The sequence below is a fragment of the Agrobacterium sp. CGMCC 11546 genome, from assembly GCF_013365515.1.
GTDB lineage: Bacteria > Pseudomonadota > Alphaproteobacteria > Rhizobiales > Rhizobiaceae > Agrobacterium > Agrobacterium fabrum.
Window position 1 is genome coordinate 1,619,484 of record NZ_CP047388.1, and the last position, 18,802, is coordinate 1,638,285.

At 59.2% G+C, this 18,802-nt stretch carries 12 protein-coding genes; 5 read left to right on the forward strand and 7 right to left on the reverse strand.

The window, feature by feature from the left end; translation table 11 throughout:
- Positions 1-2: 2 nt before the first annotated feature.
- From GSF67_RS21995 to GSF67_RS22005, 3 genes are all read right to left on the reverse strand, one after another.
- Complete coding sequence (locus tag GSF67_RS21995) at positions 3-1,253, reverse strand: ABC transporter substrate-binding protein (protein WP_006314869.1); 1,251 nt, start codon at positions 1,251-1,253, stop codon at positions 3-5.
- 51 nt (positions 1,254-1,304) lie between these two features.
- On the reverse strand, positions 1,305-2,381 hold the full coding sequence (locus GSF67_RS22000; protein WP_006314868.1) for an ABC transporter ATP-binding protein: 1,077 nt from the start codon (positions 2,379-2,381) through the stop codon (positions 1,305-1,307).
- 334 nt (positions 2,382-2,715) lie between these two features.
- Positions 2,716-3,420 (reverse strand): GntR family transcriptional regulator, encoded by a 705-nt coding sequence (locus tag GSF67_RS22005; RefSeq protein WP_006314867.1) that lies wholly within the window; start codon positions 3,418-3,420, stop codon positions 2,716-2,718.
- Positions 3,421-3,521: 101 nt separating this feature from the next.
- Between GSF67_RS22005 and GSF67_RS22010 the strand changes: the two genes are divergently transcribed.
- From GSF67_RS22010 to GSF67_RS22030, 5 genes are all read left to right on the forward strand, one after another.
- On the forward strand, positions 3,522-4,679 hold the full coding sequence (locus tag GSF67_RS22010; protein WP_006314866.1) for an LLM class flavin-dependent oxidoreductase: 1,158 nt from the start codon (positions 3,522-3,524) through the stop codon (positions 4,677-4,679).
- Positions 4,679-5,572, forward strand: a complete 894-nt coding sequence (locus GSF67_RS22015) for an aldo/keto reductase family oxidoreductase (RefSeq protein ID WP_006314865.1) — start codon at positions 4,679-4,681, stop codon at positions 5,570-5,572. Before GSF67_RS22010 ends, GSF67_RS22015 begins: the two co-directional genes overlap by 1 nt.
- Positions 5,572-6,096, forward strand: a complete 525-nt coding sequence (locus GSF67_RS22020; RefSeq protein WP_035216167.1) for a flavin reductase family protein — start codon at positions 5,572-5,574, stop codon at positions 6,094-6,096. The genes GSF67_RS22015 and GSF67_RS22020 overlap by 1 nt, the downstream gene beginning before the upstream one ends.
- A gap of 224 nt (positions 6,097-6,320) precedes the next feature.
- Positions 6,321-10,295 (forward strand): autotransporter domain-containing protein, encoded by a 3,975-nt coding sequence (locus GSF67_RS22025; RefSeq protein WP_006314863.1) that lies wholly within the window; start codon positions 6,321-6,323, stop codon positions 10,293-10,295.
- Positions 10,295-10,876 (forward strand): invasion associated locus B family protein, encoded by a 582-nt coding sequence (locus GSF67_RS22030; RefSeq protein WP_006314862.1) that lies wholly within the window; start codon positions 10,295-10,297, stop codon positions 10,874-10,876. Before GSF67_RS22025 ends, GSF67_RS22030 begins: the two co-directional genes overlap by 1 nt.
- Here the strand turns inward: GSF67_RS22030 and GSF67_RS22035 are convergent.
- From GSF67_RS22035 to GSF67_RS22050, 4 genes are all read right to left on the reverse strand, one after another.
- A complete protein-coding gene (locus tag GSF67_RS22035) occupies positions 10,873-14,013 on the reverse strand; it encodes an efflux RND transporter permease subunit (protein WP_006314861.1) in 3,141 nt (1,046 codons plus the stop codon). The genes GSF67_RS22030 and GSF67_RS22035 overlap by 4 nt on opposite strands.
- Positions 14,010-15,287, reverse strand: a complete 1,278-nt coding sequence (locus GSF67_RS22040) for an efflux RND transporter periplasmic adaptor subunit (RefSeq protein WP_006314860.1) — start codon at positions 15,285-15,287, stop codon at positions 14,010-14,012. Before GSF67_RS22040 ends, GSF67_RS22035 begins: the two co-directional genes overlap by 4 nt.
- 279 nt (positions 15,288-15,566) lie before the next feature.
- Positions 15,567-16,763, reverse strand: coding sequence for a polysaccharide biosynthesis/export family protein (locus GSF67_RS22045; RefSeq protein WP_006314859.1), 1,197 nt, complete (start codon positions 16,761-16,763; stop codon positions 15,567-15,569).
- A gap of 476 nt (positions 16,764-17,239) precedes the next feature.
- Positions 17,240-18,364: a glycosyltransferase family 4 protein gene (locus GSF67_RS22050; protein WP_006314858.1), complete on the reverse strand. Its 1,125-nt coding sequence runs from the start codon at positions 18,362-18,364 to the stop codon at positions 17,240-17,242.
- Between the last annotated feature and the right edge of the window lie 438 nt (positions 18,365-18,802).

Here is an 18,802-nt window from a genome sequence, read left to right on the forward strand (position 1 = left end):
GCTTAGCGCAGAACGCGCCGCAGACGGCTTTCCATCTGCTTTGCACCATCTTCCGGTGTCATCACGCCGGCAAGAACGCCATTGACCGTGGTGCGGATCGTTTCGCTGACCTCGTTGTAACGCGGGGTAACCGGACGGGCCTTTGCCGTTTCAACGACGGGCAGGGCGTCCGCGAACCACGGGATTGTCTTGGTCACGTCCGCATCCTTGTAGAGTGCGGCATAGGTGGGCAGAAGTGCTGCGTTGATCGCCATGAACTTCGACACATCCTGACTGGAGAGATATTCCACCAGCTTCTTGGCTTCATCCTGCTGCTTGGAATAGGCGGAGACGCCGAATTCCCAGCCGCCGAGGCAGGTCGTCTGCTCACCGCCCTTGACGGCCGGCAGGCGGGCGACGCCGACCTTGTCGTTTACCTGCGATTCCTTGCCCTGGAAATGGGTCCAGGCGTAGGACCAGTTGACGGCGAAGAGCACCTTGCCGGCCTGGAATTCCTTGCGGGTGTCGTCGGTCGCCACTTCCGAAATGTTCTTCTTGGAAATGCCGTCGTCAACAAAGCTCTTCCACAGCTTTAGCGAATCCACCGCAGCCTTGTTGTCGAAATTCAGCTTGCCGTTTTCAACCAGAGACTTGCCTTCACTCCAGTAGGGCAGGAGGAAGGTGCAGACCGCGCCTTCGATCGCCTTGCCCTGGAAGGACAGGCCCTGAAGCTCGGGGTTCTTTTCGCCGTCCATCACCTTCTTGGAGGCTTCCTTCAGCTCATCCCAGGTGGTCGGCGGCTTAATGCCGTATTTGTCGAGCAGGTCTTTGCGGTAATAGAGAAACATCGAGTCGGCAAAGGCAGGCAGCGCCACGATCTTGCCGTTCACCGTATTGGCTTCGGCATAGGTCGGCAGATAGCCGGACAAGTCCTTGCCGGAGAAATCGCTGGTCCAGCCGGCGGTGGCGAATTGCGCGGGACGGATGACGTCGAGCATCAGCACGTCGAGGCTCGAATCCTTGGCCGACATGACGGTGTTGAGATATTGCGCCTGCATTTCCGAGGTATTGCCGCCAGTCTCGATGACTACCTTCACACCCGGCGTCTTTGCCTCATATTGATCAAGCGCCTTGCGCCAGATATCCGGCTGATGCTGGCTGGAAACGAAGATTTTCAGTTCGGCGTCGGCAAAGGCCTGTCCCGAAAAAGTAAGCATTGTTGCGCAGAGCGCTGCGCCCATAAGGGCTTTGCCCCTGATGGTTTTAAGTGTCATGTGTTCCTCCCGTTATTAAACTCTTGGCCGCGCAGCCTTTTTGCCCGGCAATCAGTGAATCGAGCGTTCCGTCGTCGCGTCGAAAAGATGGACCTTGGATGGGTCGACGCCGATCCGCAGTTCCTCGTTCGGCGTTGGCCGAAGCTGCGGCGGCATCCGCGCGGTCAGCGCCGCATCGCCAAGGCTGAAATGGACGAGCGTGTCCGAACCCAGCGGCTCCACCACCTGCACCCTGACGGCAAGCTGGCTGTCGAAGCCTTCGGCGGGACCGAAATGTTCCGGACGAATGCCGACGATGACGTCTCGGCCTTCGAGCCCTGTTTCGCGCGATGGCCGGATGGCCGCCATCGGCAGGGAGTTGCCGTCGGAAAATGCCAGCCGGTCGCCATTGACCCTGGCGCGGGCGAAATTCATGGCGGGCGCACCGACGAAACCACCCACAAAGACGCTTTCCGGGCGGTTATAAACCTCATCCGGCGTACCAACCTGTTCGATATCGCCGCCGCGCAGGATGACGATGCGGTCGGCGAGCGTCATCGCCTCCACCTGATCATGGGTAACGTAAATGATCGTCGTGCCGAGCTGCTGATGCAGGCGTTTGATTTCGGTGCGCACCTGTCCGCGCAGCTTGGCGTCTAGGTTGGAAAGCGGCTCATCGAACAGGAAGACCTGCGGACGGCGTACTATGGCGCGTCCCATGGCTACACGCTGACGCTGGCCGCCGGAAAGCTGGCCGGGCCGCCGGTCGAGAAGGTGCTCGATGCCCAGCATCTTCGCCGCTTCATCGATGCTGGCATTGGCCTGGGAAGCGCTGACGCCGCGCACCTTCAGGCTGAAACCCATGTTTTCGCGCACCGTCTTGTGCGGATAAAGCGCATAGTCCTGAAACACCATGGCGATGTCGCGTTCACGCGGCGGCAGCTGGTTGACGACACGGTCGCCGATCTTCACCTCGCCGCCGGTAATGCTCTCCAGCCCCGCGACCATGCGCAGCGTCGTCGATTTGCCGCAGCCGGAAGGGCCGACGAACACGACGAATTCGCCATCGTTGATTTCAAGGTCGATGCCCTTGACGATGCGAAGCGCACCGTAACTCTTGTCCAGCTTGCGCAGGCTGACCGACGCCATATTTTCCTCCTCACGACCGGCGCGCCCAGAATTTGAATGGACGCAATAGCCGGTATCAACCTTCAAGTTCCCCGTATCGCATCTTCGAAAATCGATCCCGATTGTCTGGCGATAGCGGGGATGGCGAAACGCCTGTCTCCCTGAGGACGTGATATTACCTTTCATAAAAAGGAAATCAATAGTGTATCAATTTTATTTCTGACAGAAATCAAAAACTAATAAGTCTTTGATTCTAAGAAATATAACTGCAAAATAACCCGCAGCGCGGGCCGTGGCGTGCTTGCCTCCCGTCAAATTCCTTCGTCCACGTGGATCACGCGAAATTTGCGTAATCTCAACGTATGCGAGAAACGTAGCGGGCGACGGTATGGTCGAACCAGGTCCATGAAACTTCGGCCACTGCGCCATCCTGCGCCTGGCTGAGGCGCAGAACCCGCGGCACAGAGGAGCCGGCTTTCTGGCCGAAGACCTCGGGTGTCCATTCGGGCACGTCACCGAGATCGATGCGATCTTCCGCCTTCGATATCCAGAGATTGAGGCGGGTGCGGTAGTAGAGATAGAGGGATTCCGACATGTTTTCGATGGTGATTGTGTCGACGTAAGAACCATCAAGCCAGATTTCCTCGATAGCTGCCGGTTTGCCGGCGATGCGCCGCAGGCGGCGTATCCTGTGCCCTTCTGTCGAGGTGCCGAAGGCCGGCAGATCGGCTGGCTTGGCAAGGCGGGCCACATCCAGAACCTCTGCCGTCGGCAGGCCGCCGCCTTCGATCAGTTCAAGCCGGAAAAAGGCGTAGACGCTTTGCGGATCGCTGACGGCGCGGATGTAATTGCCGGAGCCCTGCACGCGCTCGAGAAGACCGCGCTCCTGCAATTCGGCAAGTGACTTGCGCAGCGTGCCGACGGCGATGCCCAGATCTGCCGCCATGTCGCGCTCCGGCGCCAGCTTTTCGCCATCGATCAGCCGGCCCGCCGCCACCTCGCGCACCAGCATTTCAGCGATCTGCATATACATGGGCAGGCTGCCGCCAGTGTGTTTCATGATGCAGTTTCCTCCGCCGAAACAAAAATTGATACATCATTGATTTACATATTTCTTGATGTTATGCAAGAAAAACGAGAGCGGCCCTGAGGAGGAATTGCATGACCGTCGTACCCGTTACATCTGCTGATCTCGATGCTGCCGAGGTCTCCTGGTTTTCCGCTTTGTGTTCCGATGATTACGCCTATCTCGGCGTGCCGGATGGAAGCCTGCGTTCCAGCTTCGAACATTGCTCCGATATCGTCAAAAAAGCCGAGGAACTCGGCTTCCGCAACATTCTCTGCCCTTCGTCCTATCAGGTCGGGCAGGATACGTTGAGCTTCGTTGCTGGCTGCGCGCCGATTAGCGACCGCATCAATTTCCTCGCGGCGATCCGTTGCGGCGAGATGCAGCCGATCATGCTGGCGCGGACCGTGGCAACACTCGACCACATGCTGAAGGGCCGCCTGACGCTCAACGTCATCAGCTCCGATTTCCCCGGCGAAGTGGCCGACAGCGCTTTCCGTTACAAGCGCAGCCACGAGGTCGTCGAGATCCTGCGTCAGGCCTGGACGCGCGACACCATCGACCATGACGGCGAGATTTACCAGTTCAAGGGTGTGTCGACCGAACCGGCAAGACCCTACCAGCTGAATGGCGGCCCGCTTCTCTATTTCGGCGGTTATTCTCCCGACGCGCTGGAACTCTGCGGCGCACAGTGTGACGTCTATCTAATGTGGCCGGAGACGAAGGACCAGCTGGCCGACCGCATGCGCGCCGCCCATGAGCGCGCCGCCGCCCATGGCCGCACGCTGGATTATGGCCTGCGCGTTCACATGGTGGTACGCGATACCGAACAGGAAGCCCGCGAATATGCCGACCATCTAGTCTCCAAGCTCGATGACGAATATGGCCAACTTATCCGCAACCGTGCCCATGACAGCGGCTCGCTCGGCGTGTCGCATCAGGCGCGCGCCCGCGAACTCGCCGACAAGTTCGGTTACGTCGAGCCCAATCTGTGGACCGGCATCGGCCGGGCGCGCTCGGGCTGCGGTGCAGCACTTGTCGGTTCGACGGATCAGGTTCTTTCGGCGCTGGAGGAATACCAGAAGATGGGTATCCGCGCCTTCATCCTCTCCGGTTATCCGCATCTCGACGAGGCGGAACATTTCGGCACCAAGGTTCTGCCGCAGATGAAAACCTGCTCCCTGCCGCATGCCTACGGCCGGGTGCCTTCTGAAACGCCTGCTACGCCGCTCGGCAACGGGGAACGCCACTGATGCAACGTATCGCTCTTTCTGACAAACTCGAACTCAGCCGCATCGTTTATGGCATGTGGCGCATCGGTGACGATGCCGACACCTCGCCGGCGCATGTGCAGGCGAAGATCGAGGCTTGCCTCGCGCAGGGCATCACCACCATGGATCAGGCCGATATTTACGGTGGGTACACGGCGGAAGCCATTCTCGGCGGCGGCCTGAAGGCGGCGCCCGGACTGCGCGACAAAATCGAAATCGTCACCAAATGCGGCATCGTCGCGCCGGCCGGCCGACACTCCTCCGCTCGCGTCAAGCATTACGATACGACGGCCGGCCACATCAACGTCTCGGTCGAAGCCTCGCTGCGCGACATGGGAACCGATCATGTCGACCTGCTGCTCATTCACCGTCCGGACCCGCTGATCGATGCGGAAGAAACCGGTAAGGCGCTGGATGCGCTGGTCGCCTCCGGCAAGGTCAAGGCGGTGGGCGTCTCCAACTTCCGTCCGTGGGATTTTTCGCTGCTGCAATCGGCCATGAGCAACCGGCTCGTGACCAACCAGATCGAAATGAGCCTTCTCGCCACCGATACCTTTACCAATGGCGATCTCGCCTATCTACAGGAAAAGCGTGTCTCGCCCATGGCCTGGTCGCCGCTTGGTGGCGGTTCGCTGTTTTCAGGCGCGCATGGCGGCACCATGGCTGCCCTGCAGCGCATCGGCAAGGAACAGGGTGTCGATGCGACGGCTGTCGCCATCGCCTGGCTGCTGCGCCATCCGGCAAAGATCGTGCCGGTACTGGGTACCAATAATCTCGAACGTATCAGAACCGCGGCCGATGCGCTTCGCGTGACGATGGACCGTCAGACCTGGTTTGAACTCTACACCCTTGCGATTGGAAAAGAGGTGGCGTGATGACAGTTGCAGAGGCAATCAAGATGCCCAATGAGCATGTATTCGTTCCCGGCGGCGAGAACAGCCGCAGCTTTCGCAACGCGCTCGGCGCTTTCACGACAGGTGTCACGGTGGTGACGGCAACGACGCCGGAAGGCCCGATCGGCATGACGGTCAACAGCTTTGCGTCGGTTTCTCTCGATCCGCCGCTGGTATTGTGGTCCCCGGCGAAAAGCTCGTCACGCCATCCGGCTTTCAGTGAGGCGACCCATTTCGCCATCCATGTGCTGAGCGCCGATCAGGATGTGCTGAGCGCCCGCTTTACCCGCAACGGCCGCGCTTTCGACGATCTTGACTGGGAAATCAACGACGAGGGTGTTCCCGTTATTCCGGGCACGCTCGCCCGTTTCGAATGCCGTCGCGCCGCCGCCCATGATGCGGGTGACCACACCATCATCGTCGGCGAAGTGCTGCGCGCCGCCCATCGCGACGGTGATCCGCTGTGCTTTTCGGGCGGGGCCTTCGGTCGTTTTTCAAGGCAATAGACAGAACGGGATTTTCCCGTTCGATCTCGAGAGAGATTTACTCTTGGTTGTTTAACGGAGCACGCCTGTCGTGCTCCGTTTCTGTTTTCGTCTGTCAGTAAAAACCGCGCTTTTGCTATTCATACTGGAAATCATCTTCCAAACTGTCCTAGTTGATTTGACTTATTAAACAGATGATTCGCGGGATCGCGAGAAGACCGCGCTGCGCAGTTGAGGGAGACTGGATGTCCGCTGGTTTCTGCCATGTTTCGGAAGGGAAAGCCTGTCCGACTGCGGAAATGCGTGGAGTGGCGCTCGGCCGATTCCTCATCTGCGGGGCAACGGGTCTTTCCTTTCTGACATTGTCACTTGCCGCCGTATCGGATGCTGTCGCGGAAACATTGCTCTGGACAGGCCCCGACGGGGCTGAATGGTTCACCGACGCCGCCTGGGGGCCGTCGCACCGCGTGCCGAATGCGGGCGATGACGCGATGATCAACGCCTATGGCCCGGTCATCACGATAGGCACCAACGCTGAAGTGCATCAATTGTCGATAGGCAATGCTCCGGGCGACGGCACGCTGGTGGTGCAGGGCGGCTTGCAGACGAACTCGGTTATTCTCGGTGCTACCAGTGGCTCATCCGGCACCGCAAGTTTCGTCGGCGCGAACTGGGCGAATGATGGTGACGTCTCCGTCGGCGGCAACGGAACGGGCAGCCTTCTTCTGCTGCACGGTACGACGGCATCGTCGGAAAATATCTATGTTGGCGAGAGCGGAACGGGAAGCGGCTCCCTCAAACTCGATAATTCGTCGACCCTGACTGTCGCCGATACTGTTTTTGCGGGTTACAACAGCTGGTCGTCATCCGCAGCGGGTGGTAGCGGCAATGTGGAGGTCCTTGGCGCCAGCTCGCTGTACAGTGCCAATGGCGTGCTGGCAAACGACCCCGATACCGTGGGAACAGCGTTGGTTTCCGGTGGAGGCAGCAGCTGGAACATGTCATCGGACCTGGTTGTTGGTGAGGCGGGCGTTGGCACGCTCACCATCACCGGTGGCGGTATGGTTATCAGCCAGACAACGACTGTAATCGCGGATCTGAATTCCGCAGACGGCAGTAGCGTGACAGTCAGCCGTTTGGGTTCCTCGCTGCAAAGCGATTCGCTCGTCGTCGGCAATGGTGGAGCTGCAAAGCTTCTGGTCGAAGCCGCGGCAACGGTCACCAGTGGCGAGGCCATTATCGGCCGCCATTCGGCAAGTGAGGCGACGGTGACGGGCGACGGCTCGAAATGGACGACCGGCGATTTGCAGGTCGGAGGCGACACCTCCGATCCGGGCGGCGCGGCCGGCAACGGCACGCTCAACGTCACGGCAGGCGGTTCCGTGGAGAGCACTGTTGCGCACCTTGGCGTCGTCGCAGGCGCAACCGGCTATGCCATCGTGGATGGAAAGGGGTCGGTCTGGACCGTCGACCGAAACAGTCTCGAGGTGGGGGTGAGTGGCACGGGTTCGCTGGCGGTGACAGGCGGCGGCCTTATCGATGCAGCGAATATCATCATCGGAACTAGTACAGGCGGCATTGGCTCGGTCCGGGTGTCGGGGGCAGACAGCACGGTGAAAAGCCGCTCCGATCTCAATGTCGGCCTTTACGGCAACGGTTCCATGACCGTCGAGGCCGGTGGCGCCGTTAAAAGCCGTGACGGTTATGTTGCCACCTATGGCGGGTCCACTTCCGCCGTGACGGTAACGGGCGACGGATCGAGCTGGGCGATGACCGGCACGTTTTTTGTCGGACATGCAGGCGGGGCCACGGGAAATGTGACGGTCAGCAATGGCGGCGCCATCAGGGCAACTGGCGTTACCCTCGGGGATCTAGCCGGCGCTTCCGGCACGATGACCATCACTGGATCCGGTTCCAACGTCACCGCTTACGTCGACAATGGCACCGTGAATTCCGGCTCTGTCGATGTCGGCTTTCAGGGCTCCGGAAGCTTGAGTGTTGTAAATGGCGGATCGCTTGCTGCCTATAATCTTTATGTCGGCAATGGGTTGGGATCGAGTGGCGCGGTTCTGGTCAGCGGCGTGGGATCCCATGTTTCCGTTGATGGCCTTATGGTTGTCGGCAGTGCCGGAAACGGTTCCGTTGAGATAACGGGGGGCGCGTCGCTTGCTGCCCCCACCATCCTCATCGCCACGGCGGCGGGTTCGACGGGGGTGTTGAGTATCGGTGCAGGCTCCGGCCAAACGGCGCGGTCCGCGGGTGCGGTCGAGGCGCGTGCGATCGCCTTCGGCGCTGGGAACGGCAGTATCGTTTTTAATCATTCCGAGACGGGCTATACGATGTCCGCCGATATTTCAGGTGCGGGCAGGGTGGTTGCCGAGGCTGGTGTCACCACGCTTTCGGGCAATAACAGCTATTCCGGCGGAACCACCATTTCGGCCGGTACGCTGAAAGGAACCGCGAAAAGTTTTGGCTCCGGCGGCATCGTCAATAATGGTGAACTCGTCGTTGACGGTGGGGGCACGCTTTCCAATGCCATCAGCGGCACTGGCGGCTTCGAAAAGACCGGCGACGGCAATCTGCTCCTGACCGGAAACGGCACCTATTCCGGCGCAACCGCGGTTTCCTCTGGAAAGCTGAGCGTGAACGGTTCGCTTGCAAGCGCCGTTTCGGTCGGCAGCGGCGCGACGGTCGGCGGCACCGGCACCATTGGCGGTCTGACCGTCAATTCAGGCGGCACGCTTGCGCCCGGAAATTCCATCGGCACGCTGACGTCCACGGGCAATGCGACATTTGCGAGCGGCTCCACCTATGTGGTCGAAATCGATGCGGACGGCAGTTCCGACAGGCTTGCCGTGACCGGTACGATTACCATCGCAAACGATGTCAGCCTTATTGTCACGCCGCTTGGCGCCCATTCGGCCTACAGCCTTGGCACGCGATACACGATACTGACGGCGACGGGCGGAGTGACGGGCACATTTTCAAGTGTTGACGAAAGTTTCGCCTATCTGACCGCAAAGGTCGTACAGAGTGGCGATGACGCTACCACCTATCTTTCTTTCCTCAGGACATCGCCCGATGCCGGCTTACTGGCCGCCGCGACATCGACTGCCAATGCGCGGGCAGCCGCCAATGCCGTCGAGACGCTCGGAGAAACCTCGCCGCTCTATGAAGCGGCGCTCTTCTTGCAGCAGGGCGAAACGCAAGGGGCTTTCTCGCAGCTTGCCGGAGAAATCCATCCCTCGCTTGCCATGGCCTTGATCAATCGCAGCGGGCAAAGCCGGGATGTCATTCTCAACCGGCTGCGCAGCGCTTTCGAGGGCGTCGATGCGCGCCCAATCCTGCCGGTCGCTTATGCGGAAGGCGGTCAGAACCCATTTGCAGTTGATCAAGGCGCGCTTAGCTTCTGGTCCAGCGGTTTCGGGTCTCACGGGCGTATCGATAGGGACGGCAATGGTTCATCCGTCGACATGAACGGCGGCGGCATCCTGTTCGGCCTTGATGGAGAACTCAGCGACAGCTGGCGCGCCGGGGTTGCGGCCGGTTATGGCCATGACGGTATCAAGCAGACTGTGCTTGCCGCCTCGGCCGATGTGGACAGCTATTATCTGGCCGCTTATGCGGGCACACAGATCGGCCCCGCCTCTTTGCGGCTCGGCGCAATCCACGCTTTTCAGGATGCCGAAACCCGCCGCTCGATTTCTTTCTCGACGCTGCAGGAGAGCCTTTCCGCAAGTTACGGTGGTTCCACCTCGCAGGTCTTTGCCGAAGCCGCCTGGCATTTCGATTTCGATCTCACCCATATCGAGCCCTATGCCAGTATCGCCTATGTGAATACACGCACGGACGGCTTCCAGGAGAAGGGTGGCATCGCGGCTGTTTCCGCCAACTCTGCCAGTTACGACCAGCTATACACCACGCTCGGTGCGCGGATCAGCCGCGATATCGCGCTTGAAGGCATGCTTGGCCGCGCGATGTTCGATCTGGCGTGGCGTCACAATTATGGCGATACGGCCATGGGCAGCAGCTTGTTCTACGAGGGTGGCGGTGTGTTTTCGGTTGCGAGCACTTCGAGCCCGCGCGATGCAGCGATATTGAACCTGGGGCTGAGCTATGATCTCACGCCATCGGCCACTTTGACATTCCGTTATGGTGCGGTTTTCGGGGCTGGCGTGCTGGATCAATCCGCTGCCGCCGAACTTGGAGTTCGTTTCTGATGGGACATAGCCAGATGTGCATCGTGAAAGCGGCGCTTGCGGTTTTTCTTTGCGCCGGTGCCACGGCGGGTGAGGCGGTTGCGCAGGAGGCGGCAAAAACCGCAGCACCCCTCCATGAGGTTCACGGAAGCTGGCAGCTTGCCTGTGCGGCTGCCGCAAAAAAAGACGGTGCCGATGCCGCGTCCTCCACAGGGGGAGAGACGAAACCACCTTGCGCCATTGCCCAGGTGCAGTTGGAGGAAAAAACCCGCAAGCTGGTCGTCTCCGTCGAGTTCCGGCTGGACGATGCCGCAACGCCGGACAGGCTTACCGGCACCATGGTCCTGCCTTTCGGTCTGGCCGTCACCAAGCTGTTTTCAGTGAAATCGGGAAATATGCGCTTGCAGGAAGTGCAGGTCAGCACATGCCTGCCGGTTGGCTGCATCGTGTCCTTCACGCCCTTCATCGAGCTCGTCTCGGCGCTGAAAGCGGAACAGACGCTCACCATCGAGGCGCCTGATCTGCAGGGCCGCATTGTGTCGTTCCAGCTGCAGGGCAAAGGTTTTCCCGAGGCGCTGAAACGCCTCGGGGAAGTGCGTTAGGCGGCCACGGAATCCGGTTCGGCCTTCCCACGCGGTTTTTGCTGTTCTGCATGGGGCTCAACGTTTTTCTTGCGGGAAAAAAGCCCGGTGAGGAAGTGGCCGAACCGGTCCATCTCCACGAAGATCACGGGTGTGATGAACAGCGTCAGTAGTTGCGAGACGATGAGACCACCGACCACGGCGATGCCGAGCGGCTGGCGCAGTTCCGAACTTGCGCCGGAGCCGAGCGCGATGGGCAATGCGCCCAGCAATGCGCAGAAGGTGGTCATCATGATCGGCCGGAACCGGCGCACGCAGGCTTCGTGAATGGCGATTGCGGGCGGTTCCGCCTTTTCGCGCATCAACTCCACCGCCACGTCGATCATCATGATCGCGTTTTTCTTCACGATACCGATCAGCATCAAAAGGCCGATGAGCGCGACGATCGAGAAATCCATGCCCATCACCTTCAGCGCCACAAGAGCGCCGAAGGCTGCGGCCGGCAGGCCGGACAGGATGGTCAGCGGGTGGATGAAGCTTTCATAGAGCACGCCCAGCACCACATAGATGGTCAGCACCGCCGCCAGAATGAGGATGCCGGTATTGCCCTGGCTCTGCTGGAAGATCGCTGCCGTGCCGCCATAGCTGGTGAACACATCCTGCGGCAGGCCGATCGTGGTCTTGATCTGGTCGATGCGGCTTGTGGCATCGGAAAGCGCCACGCCATCCGGCAGGTTGAAGGAGATGGTGGTGGAGACGAGCTGGCCCGTCTGGTTGATGGTAACCGGCGCCTGCGTACGGGTCAGCGAGGCGAAGTTGGAAAGCGGAACCAGAACTCCCGATTTTGCCGAAAGAATATTGATATCGCTGAGGAAATCGTCATTCCAGGATTTGGAGCTGTCGAATTCCACGATGACGTCGTAGCTGTCGCCGGTCGACTGGATTTGTGCTGCGGTATAGCCGCCGAAAGACATTTCCAGTGTCTTGCGTAACTGGTCATTGGTGATGCCGAAGGCGGCCGCTTTTTCCGGATCGACGGAGATCGTCGCGGCAATCGCCCCGTTCTGGGCGTCGGTGGTGACGGCGGTGAATGTGTGGTCGCGGCGCATCGCCTCCATCAGCTTGTTCGACCATTCATTGGTCGTATCGGCATTCAGGCCCTGAACGACGAGCTGATATTGGCTGGCGGAACTGCGTCCGCCGAAACGCAGGCTCTGCTGCGGATTGATATAGGTGCGAATGCCCGCCACTTTCGACGTGGCCTGACCCAGTTCGGTCAGCACCTGGCTTATCGGCGCGCGTTCTTCCTTTGGCTTCAATTCCACAAACATCGAACCGTTGTTCAGCGGATTGCGTGAATTGCCACCGACGATGGAAGTGACATGCACGACCGCCGGGTTCTTGCGGATCTGATCGGCGACCTGTGCCTGGAGATCGCGCATCGCCGTGTAGGAAATATCCTCACGCGCCTGTGTCGAGACCGAAAGGCGGCCGATATCTTCCTGCGGGAAGAAGCTGGAGGGCAGGGTTTCGAACAGGTAGACCGAGGCGGCGACCGAGGCGAGAAATGAGGCAAGCACGATGCGGCGGTGGGAAAGGCACCAGCCGACGGCCTTGCCGTAGAGGCGAAGCGTGCGCTCGAAGCCGGCATCGAACCAGCGGATGATGGCCGGCGGCCGCGAGGAGTGGCCCGACAGGCGCGAAGCAAGCATCGGCGTCACCGTCAGTGAAACCAGCGCCGAGGCCATGATCGCCAGCGTGACGACCATGCCGAACTCGTTGAAGAGCCTGCCGATTACGCCGCCCATCAACAGAATGGGAATGAAGACGGCCACCAGCGAGACGGACATGGACAGGATGGTGCCGCTGACTTCCGCCGCCCCCTGCAAGGCCGCCTCACGCATGGGCAGGCCTTTTTCATGCAGCCGCAGGATGTTCTCCAGCATGACGATGGCGTCATCGACCACCAGGCCCACCGATAGCGTCAGCCCGAGCAGCGAGATATTGTCGATGCTGTAGCCCAGAACATACATCATGCCGAAAGCGGTGATGAGCGACAGCGGCACGGCAAGGCCCGGAATGATGGTTGCCGTCAGGTGCCCGGTGAAAAGATAGATGACCGCAACCACCAGCCCGATGGTGAGGAACAGGGTGAACTGAACGTCAGAGATCGCATCCTTGATGGCAGTCGAAGCATCGTTCATGACATGGATATTGACGGATGGCGGCAATTGCTGTTGCAGCGCCGGCAGCTTGGCCTTGATGGCATCAACCACTTCGACGGTATTGGCATCCGGCTGCCGCTGCACGGCAAGAATAATAGCCTGTTCACCATCGAACCAGCTGCCGGCATTGGTATTGTCGATGCTGTCAGTGACATTGGCGATATCGCCGAGATGAATCGGCGCGCCATTATTCGTGGAGACGACCAGCGAGCGGAAGGCGGCCGCATTGGTCCGCTGGGTATCGGCCTCGATGGTCAGGCGCTGATTGTCGGTCTGCAAGGCACCCACGGGTACCTGATTGTTCGCCTGGGTGATGGCCGTTGTGACCGTATCAACACCGAGCCCTCTTGCCTGAAGCTGCGTTGGATCGAGACCAATGCGCACCGCATAGGTTTGCGCACCATAGATGCTCACCTGTGCGACGCCCGAAATGGTGGAGAGAAGCGGCGAGATGATGTTTTCGGCGATCTCATCCACCTTGCTGGTCGGCATTTCCTTGCTGTTGACGGCAAGCAGCAGCACCGGCGCATCGGCCGGATTGGTCTTGCGATAGCTTGGGGTTGTCGTCATGTTGCTCGGCAATTGCCGTTGGGCGCGCGAAATGGCGGCCTGAACATCGGCTGCTGCGGCGTCGATATCGCGGTTGAGATCGAACTGCAGCACGATCGAGCTGTTGCCGAGCGTGTTGGTGGCGCTGATTTCGCTGACGCCGGGAATGGTTTCGAACTGCTTGACCAGCGGTGTGGTGACCGATGTGGCCATGGTTTGCGGCGAGGCGCCTGATAGCGATGAGGAGACGTTGATCGTCGGAAAATCCACCTTCGGCAGGGCAGCGACGGGCAGCAGGCGGAAGCCAGCAAGCCCGGCGAGCACAAGGCCGATGGCGAGAAGTGTGGTGGCGACGGGGCGGTTGATACAGAAATTAGGGATCATTGGCCGCCAACCTGTTCCTGCGGAATATTGGCGGCCACATTGGCAGCCGCACCGCCCTTGTCCGAGAATTGCTCGACCACCGTCTGGCCATCGGCAAGTTCGGACTGACCTTCAACGATGATATGTTCGCCGCCATTGAGGCCGCTTGTTATGGCGGTGAGATCGCCATTCGAGCGGGCAATTTCCACCGGCGTCATATGGGCACGGTGGTCGTTATCGACCGTATAGACGAAATTGCCCTTTGGCCCGGGCCGCACGGCGACCGTCGGCACCACGATCATTTCATCGTCCGAGACGAAGTGGGCGGTGACGTTCACCGACTGGCCGGGCCACAAAAGACCGCGGTCATTCTTGAACTCCGCTTTTGCCAGCACGGTGCCCGAGGTCTGGTCCACCGTATTGTCGTAAAAACGCAGGACGCCGCGCATGGGCTCGCCACCCGTCGCCGCCGGATCGACATCAACGGCGGTTTCTTTTGTCACGCCTTCACGCAATTGCGGCAGGTAGCGCTGGGAAAGCCGGAAACTGACCGAGATCGGATCATATTTGGTAATCGTCACGATATTGACGCCGGCACTGAGGTAGGCGCCGGGGCTGACGGTGATATCGCCGAGCCGCCCGTCGAACGGGGCACGGATTTCCATATGTTCGAGCGTCACCTGATCTGAGGCGAGCGTTGCCTTGTCGGCATCGATCTTGGCGCTGGCGCCGTCGCGCGCTGCCCTGGCCTGGTCCAGTACCTGTTGCGATTCAGCACTTTGCTTGACCAGATTGGTGGCACGCTGGAAGGCGGCCTCGGTCTGCTCCAGCGTCGCCTGGTCGGCGGCGATATTGGCCTTGTCCTTGTCGACGGCGGCACGGGCGATGCGGTCATCCAACTTGAGGATCAGATCGCCCGCCTTGATATGCTGGCCGTCCTTCGCGCTAATTTCCGTGACGAGACCGGCCTGAAGCGGGGCGATATTGGTGATATCGGCCGCAACTGCCCATCCCGTCGCCGTTGCATCCATCGGCAGCGTCGCCTTGGCGACGGCGATGGTGCTGACCGTGGGCGGCGCGCCATTGCGACGTCCGCCGCCCTGTCTTTGTCCCGACTGCCGGGCCGGCTGGCCGTTTTGGGAGGATTGCGCTGCAGTTTCGGCGCCGGGCTGTGGAGACGCGCTGGAAAATTGTTTGAGATAGGGAATTTGATCGAGCGGCAGGCGATCCCTAAAATACCAGGTACCGGCGGCTGCAATGGCAAGAACGCTAAGGGCGGTCCAGAAACGTTTCATCTGACGATTCCGCGTAATGAGAGTACATGTTTCCCGAACATGTGCGGCAAGCCTTGGGAGCAGCTTTCCTCCACAAGACACCCAATGCGCTACGAAATCACCTTAAACTTTTGTAATGGCGGCGACAATGCCCACGGCGGCATCGCCTTGCCACGCAGGGGCTGGAGCACTTTCGGGCAAGTTGCCCGGTCATCGCCACGGTCACCCCGGGGACCGCCAATGAAAAAAGCCGCCTCGTTTCCGGGGCGGCTTTGATGGGAGGTGTCGGGATGCCGAGTATCAGAAGGCTCGGATGGCGTTGCGTGTCGTCAGCACGTCCTCTGCAACATTGCCCGTCGTTGCCGGAACGGAGCCGACGAGATCCAGGAACTTGTAAAGTTCTGTCGCCTGCGAATTGGTGACGTAGATGATGTCGCGATCCTGCATCGGGAACTTCGTGGTGGCGAAGAAGGTCGACGGATCGCGCAGATTGGCGCGGAAGATGACCGGAATTTCCTGCCCCGGGAATTTCGACGTATCGATGCCGAGTTTCACGAGAAGATCGCGTTTCACGGTACGATAGATATAGACTTGCGCGGGGTCTGCGCGGGAATCGAGCAGGCCGCCGGCTTTGCCGAGCGCATCCGAAAGCTTGAGGCTGGCGTCCTCGAACTCGAAACGTCCGTTCAGGCCAGAAGCGCCGAAGGCGAGATAGGTGCGGCGCTCACGCTCCACCATGATTGTGTCGCCGGGAACCACATAGATGTTTTCCGACGGGGTGCTGACGAGGTGGTTGTAGTTGATGCGCGCAGTCTTGCCGCGGCGGATCAGTGTGACGTAGGATTCGATATTCGGCGCGCTCAAGCCTTTGGCATAGGAGATGACGTCGAGAACGCGGTCGCCCGCTTCCGAAAGCTGAACCTTTGTTGGCTCCTTAACATCGCCCAGCACCGATGCCTGTGCGGAGCGGCTGGAAATCTTGGTGATGAGAACCTGCGGTTCGATGGCGCGGTTGGCGAGCCGCTCCTCGATTTCGGTCTGCACATTCTCGACATTGCGGCCGGTGGCGCGGATCTTGCCGGCATAGGGAACGCTGATATTCCCCTCGCGGTCCACCGTCTGGTTCGGCAGGCTGATGAAGTTGCCGGGACGGCTGCCGGCCTCGCTTGGAATGAACAGGCCACCTGCCTGGCTTTCAAAGATCGCCACCTGCACCACGTCGCCGACACCCATCGGCAGTGCCGGCACGCCACCCTTGCCGCCGCCGAAGCTGCCGAGCAGGGTCGTATTGGTGGTATCTCCCACGTAATTGAGAACGGCGCTGTTGACGTCGATCAGGGCGTAATCGACGCCTGCGGTCTTGTGTTTGTCCTTGGACGCAAATTTTACGGAAGCGTTGGATTCGATCGTCGCCGCGTCAGGGCCGGAGGCCGCAGTGACCGTGCAACCCGAAAGTGCTGCAGAGGCAAGCAGGATCGAAACATTCAATAAACGCATTTGGTCCTCAAAATAAATTCCGTCCGAAAAAGTGAAAATAGTCCGGACACCGTATAAGTTATTAAAAATAAGCACTTCTTACATGACACCGGTAAAGGAAATCCCAACCGGCATTACATCCCTTCAGCGGAATCGCATTCGAAGATGTTTAATTCCCCCAATCAGGCATATGCCTAATTTAAGGCGATGCTTCAAGTTCTTCATTGCTCAACCGCCCCGGAAAAATCCGGATCAGGCGCGATATTCAAATTCCCCGACGGTATCAGTATTGTTGCTCTTCAATATTCAGTTATCGTCATAATCTCTTTGATTGCTGCATCGCGCTAGTGCAGTTTTGTCACGTTTGCGCGGTTTCTTTTTCGGTTGACGTGAGTGACGTCTAATCAATTGTTTTGTAAAAGACTTTTACATTCAAGGCGGACCAAGCTGAGTACTTGGCGGTGATGATGAGCTTTGGCGTGGACGGGAAATCCGGTTCAGGCCCGCTCAGCCAGGGCGAAATTCACCGTATCTGCGAATTCCCTCAGGAAGCGCTCGCGCGAGAAGCGGGCGGCATTGTCGACGCAGGCACTCTTGTCGAAACGGTCGGAATTGTCGACGAATTCCTGGACCGCGGCACAGATCGCCTCCGGTGTCTGCTCGCCGAAATAAAGGCCGGTCGGCTGGTTTGAAGCGCCGAGTGGAATGACGGTTTCCAGCACGCCGCCCTTGCCATAGGCGATGACCGGGGTACCCAGCGCCTGCGACTCGACGGGAACGATGCCGAAATCATCTTCCGCGGCAAAAACGAAAGCCTTGGCCTCCGCCATGTATTTGTGAAGCTCTTCATTGCCGACAAAACCGAGAATTTCGACATTTGGCGCGGCGATGTCGCGGATGCGTTTCATGTCCGGCCCGTCGCCGATGACGACGAGCCGTTTGTCGGGCATCTTCGCAAAGGCCTCCACGATCAGGTGCACCTTCTTGTAGGGCACCAGCCGTGAGGCGGTGACGAAATAATCGCCTTTCCTGTCGGAAGGGGAAAGATGCGCGGTATCGACAGGCGGATAGATCACCGTGGAATCACGCCCATAACATTTGCGCACGCGGCTGCGGATGAATTTGGAATTCACCGTCATCAGATCGACGCCATGGGTGGTGCGGATATCCCACATGCGAATGTAGTGAAGAATGGCGCGCGCAATCCACGAGGCGAAGCCGCGATTGAGCCGGGTTTCCTTGAGGTATTGATGCTGGAGATCCCAGGCGTAGCGAATGGGGCTGTGGATATAGGAGACGTGAAACTGGCCGGGACCGGTGATGACGCCCTTGGCGACCGCATAGCTGGAGGAGATGACGAGGTCATAACCGCTAAGATCGAACTGCTCGATAGCGAGCGGCATAAACGGCAGATAGGAGCGATATTTCTTTCGGGCGAAGGGCAGCTTCTGGATGAAGGAGGTGTTGACGGGACGCCCGCCGAGAAAGCCCCGGTCGCGCTCGCTCATGAAATCGACGAGGCAATAGAGGTCCGCGTGAGGATAAATTTCGAGAAGGTTGTGAAGCACTTTCTCGGCCCCACCTCGGTCGGTGAGCCAGTCATGCACGATAGCCGTCTTCATAATTTCCTCAATAATTTCAACGTAATAAAAATTTATTGTCCGCCTTTGAACAAGCTCGGCGGTATCGAATATCAGGTCTGTCTGCAGCCCTTGAAAACACGGCTGCGGGAAGGCGAATAAGGTAAAGATAAATAAGAATGGGCGGTTATGTCTGTCCTAGTCCGATCTTCAATAACACTTCCTTCGCAAATGCGAAACAACCAAGCTGCGTAATTCTCCACCGGCGTCTCCCTCGCGAATGCGTGCAGCAATATCCTCCCTGCCGGCTCGCTCCTTTTTGTTCCCCCGAAAAATCCTGTTTCCAGTTTGGCGATACCGGAAATCCGTCATCGCGCCGCATGGTCATTGACAAGACGTCTTATCGAGATATTCTGTTATAAAGATGCATATAACATAATAATGGAACATCGAGTTGGAACAAAGAGCTGGGAGCTTGAC

What these genes read in the sequence shown, in the direction of transcription:
- GSF67_RS21995 (WP_006314869.1), bottom strand. Translation starts at nt 1,253, where the DNA reads ATGACACTTAAAACCATCAGGGGCAAAGCCCTTATGGGCGCAGCGCTC.
- GSF67_RS22000 (WP_006314868.1), bottom strand. Translation starts at nt 2,381, where the DNA reads ATGGCGTCGGTCAGCCTGCGCAAGCTGGACAAGAGTTACGGTGCGCTT.
- GSF67_RS22005 (WP_006314867.1), bottom strand. Translation starts at nt 3,420, where the DNA reads ATGAAACACACTGGCGGCAGCCTGCCCATGTATATGCAGATCGCTGAA.
- GSF67_RS22010 (WP_006314866.1), top strand. Translation starts at nt 3,522, where the DNA reads ATGACCGTCGTACCCGTTACATCTGCTGATCTCGATGCTGCCGAGGTC.
- GSF67_RS22015 (WP_006314865.1), top strand. Translation starts at nt 4,679, where the DNA reads ATGCAACGTATCGCTCTTTCTGACAAACTCGAACTCAGCCGCATCGTT.
- GSF67_RS22020 (WP_035216167.1), top strand. Translation starts at nt 5,572, where the DNA reads ATGACAGTTGCAGAGGCAATCAAGATGCCCAATGAGCATGTATTCGTT.
- GSF67_RS22025 (WP_006314863.1), top strand. Translation starts at nt 6,321, where the DNA reads ATGTCCGCTGGTTTCTGCCATGTTTCGGAAGGGAAAGCCTGTCCGACT.
- GSF67_RS22030 (WP_006314862.1), top strand. Translation starts at nt 10,295, where the DNA reads ATGGGACATAGCCAGATGTGCATCGTGAAAGCGGCGCTTGCGGTTTTT.
- GSF67_RS22035 (WP_006314861.1), bottom strand. Translation starts at nt 14,013, where the DNA reads ATGATCCCTAATTTCTGTATCAACCGCCCCGTCGCCACCACACTTCTC.
- GSF67_RS22040 (WP_006314860.1), bottom strand. Translation starts at nt 15,287, where the DNA reads ATGAAACGTTTCTGGACCGCCCTTAGCGTTCTTGCCATTGCAGCCGCC.
- GSF67_RS22045 (WP_006314859.1), bottom strand. Translation starts at nt 16,763, where the DNA reads ATGCGTTTATTGAATGTTTCGATCCTGCTTGCCTCTGCAGCACTTTCG.
- GSF67_RS22050 (WP_006314858.1), bottom strand. Translation starts at nt 18,364, where the DNA reads ATGAAGACGGCTATCGTGCATGACTGGCTCACCGACCGAGGTGGGGCC.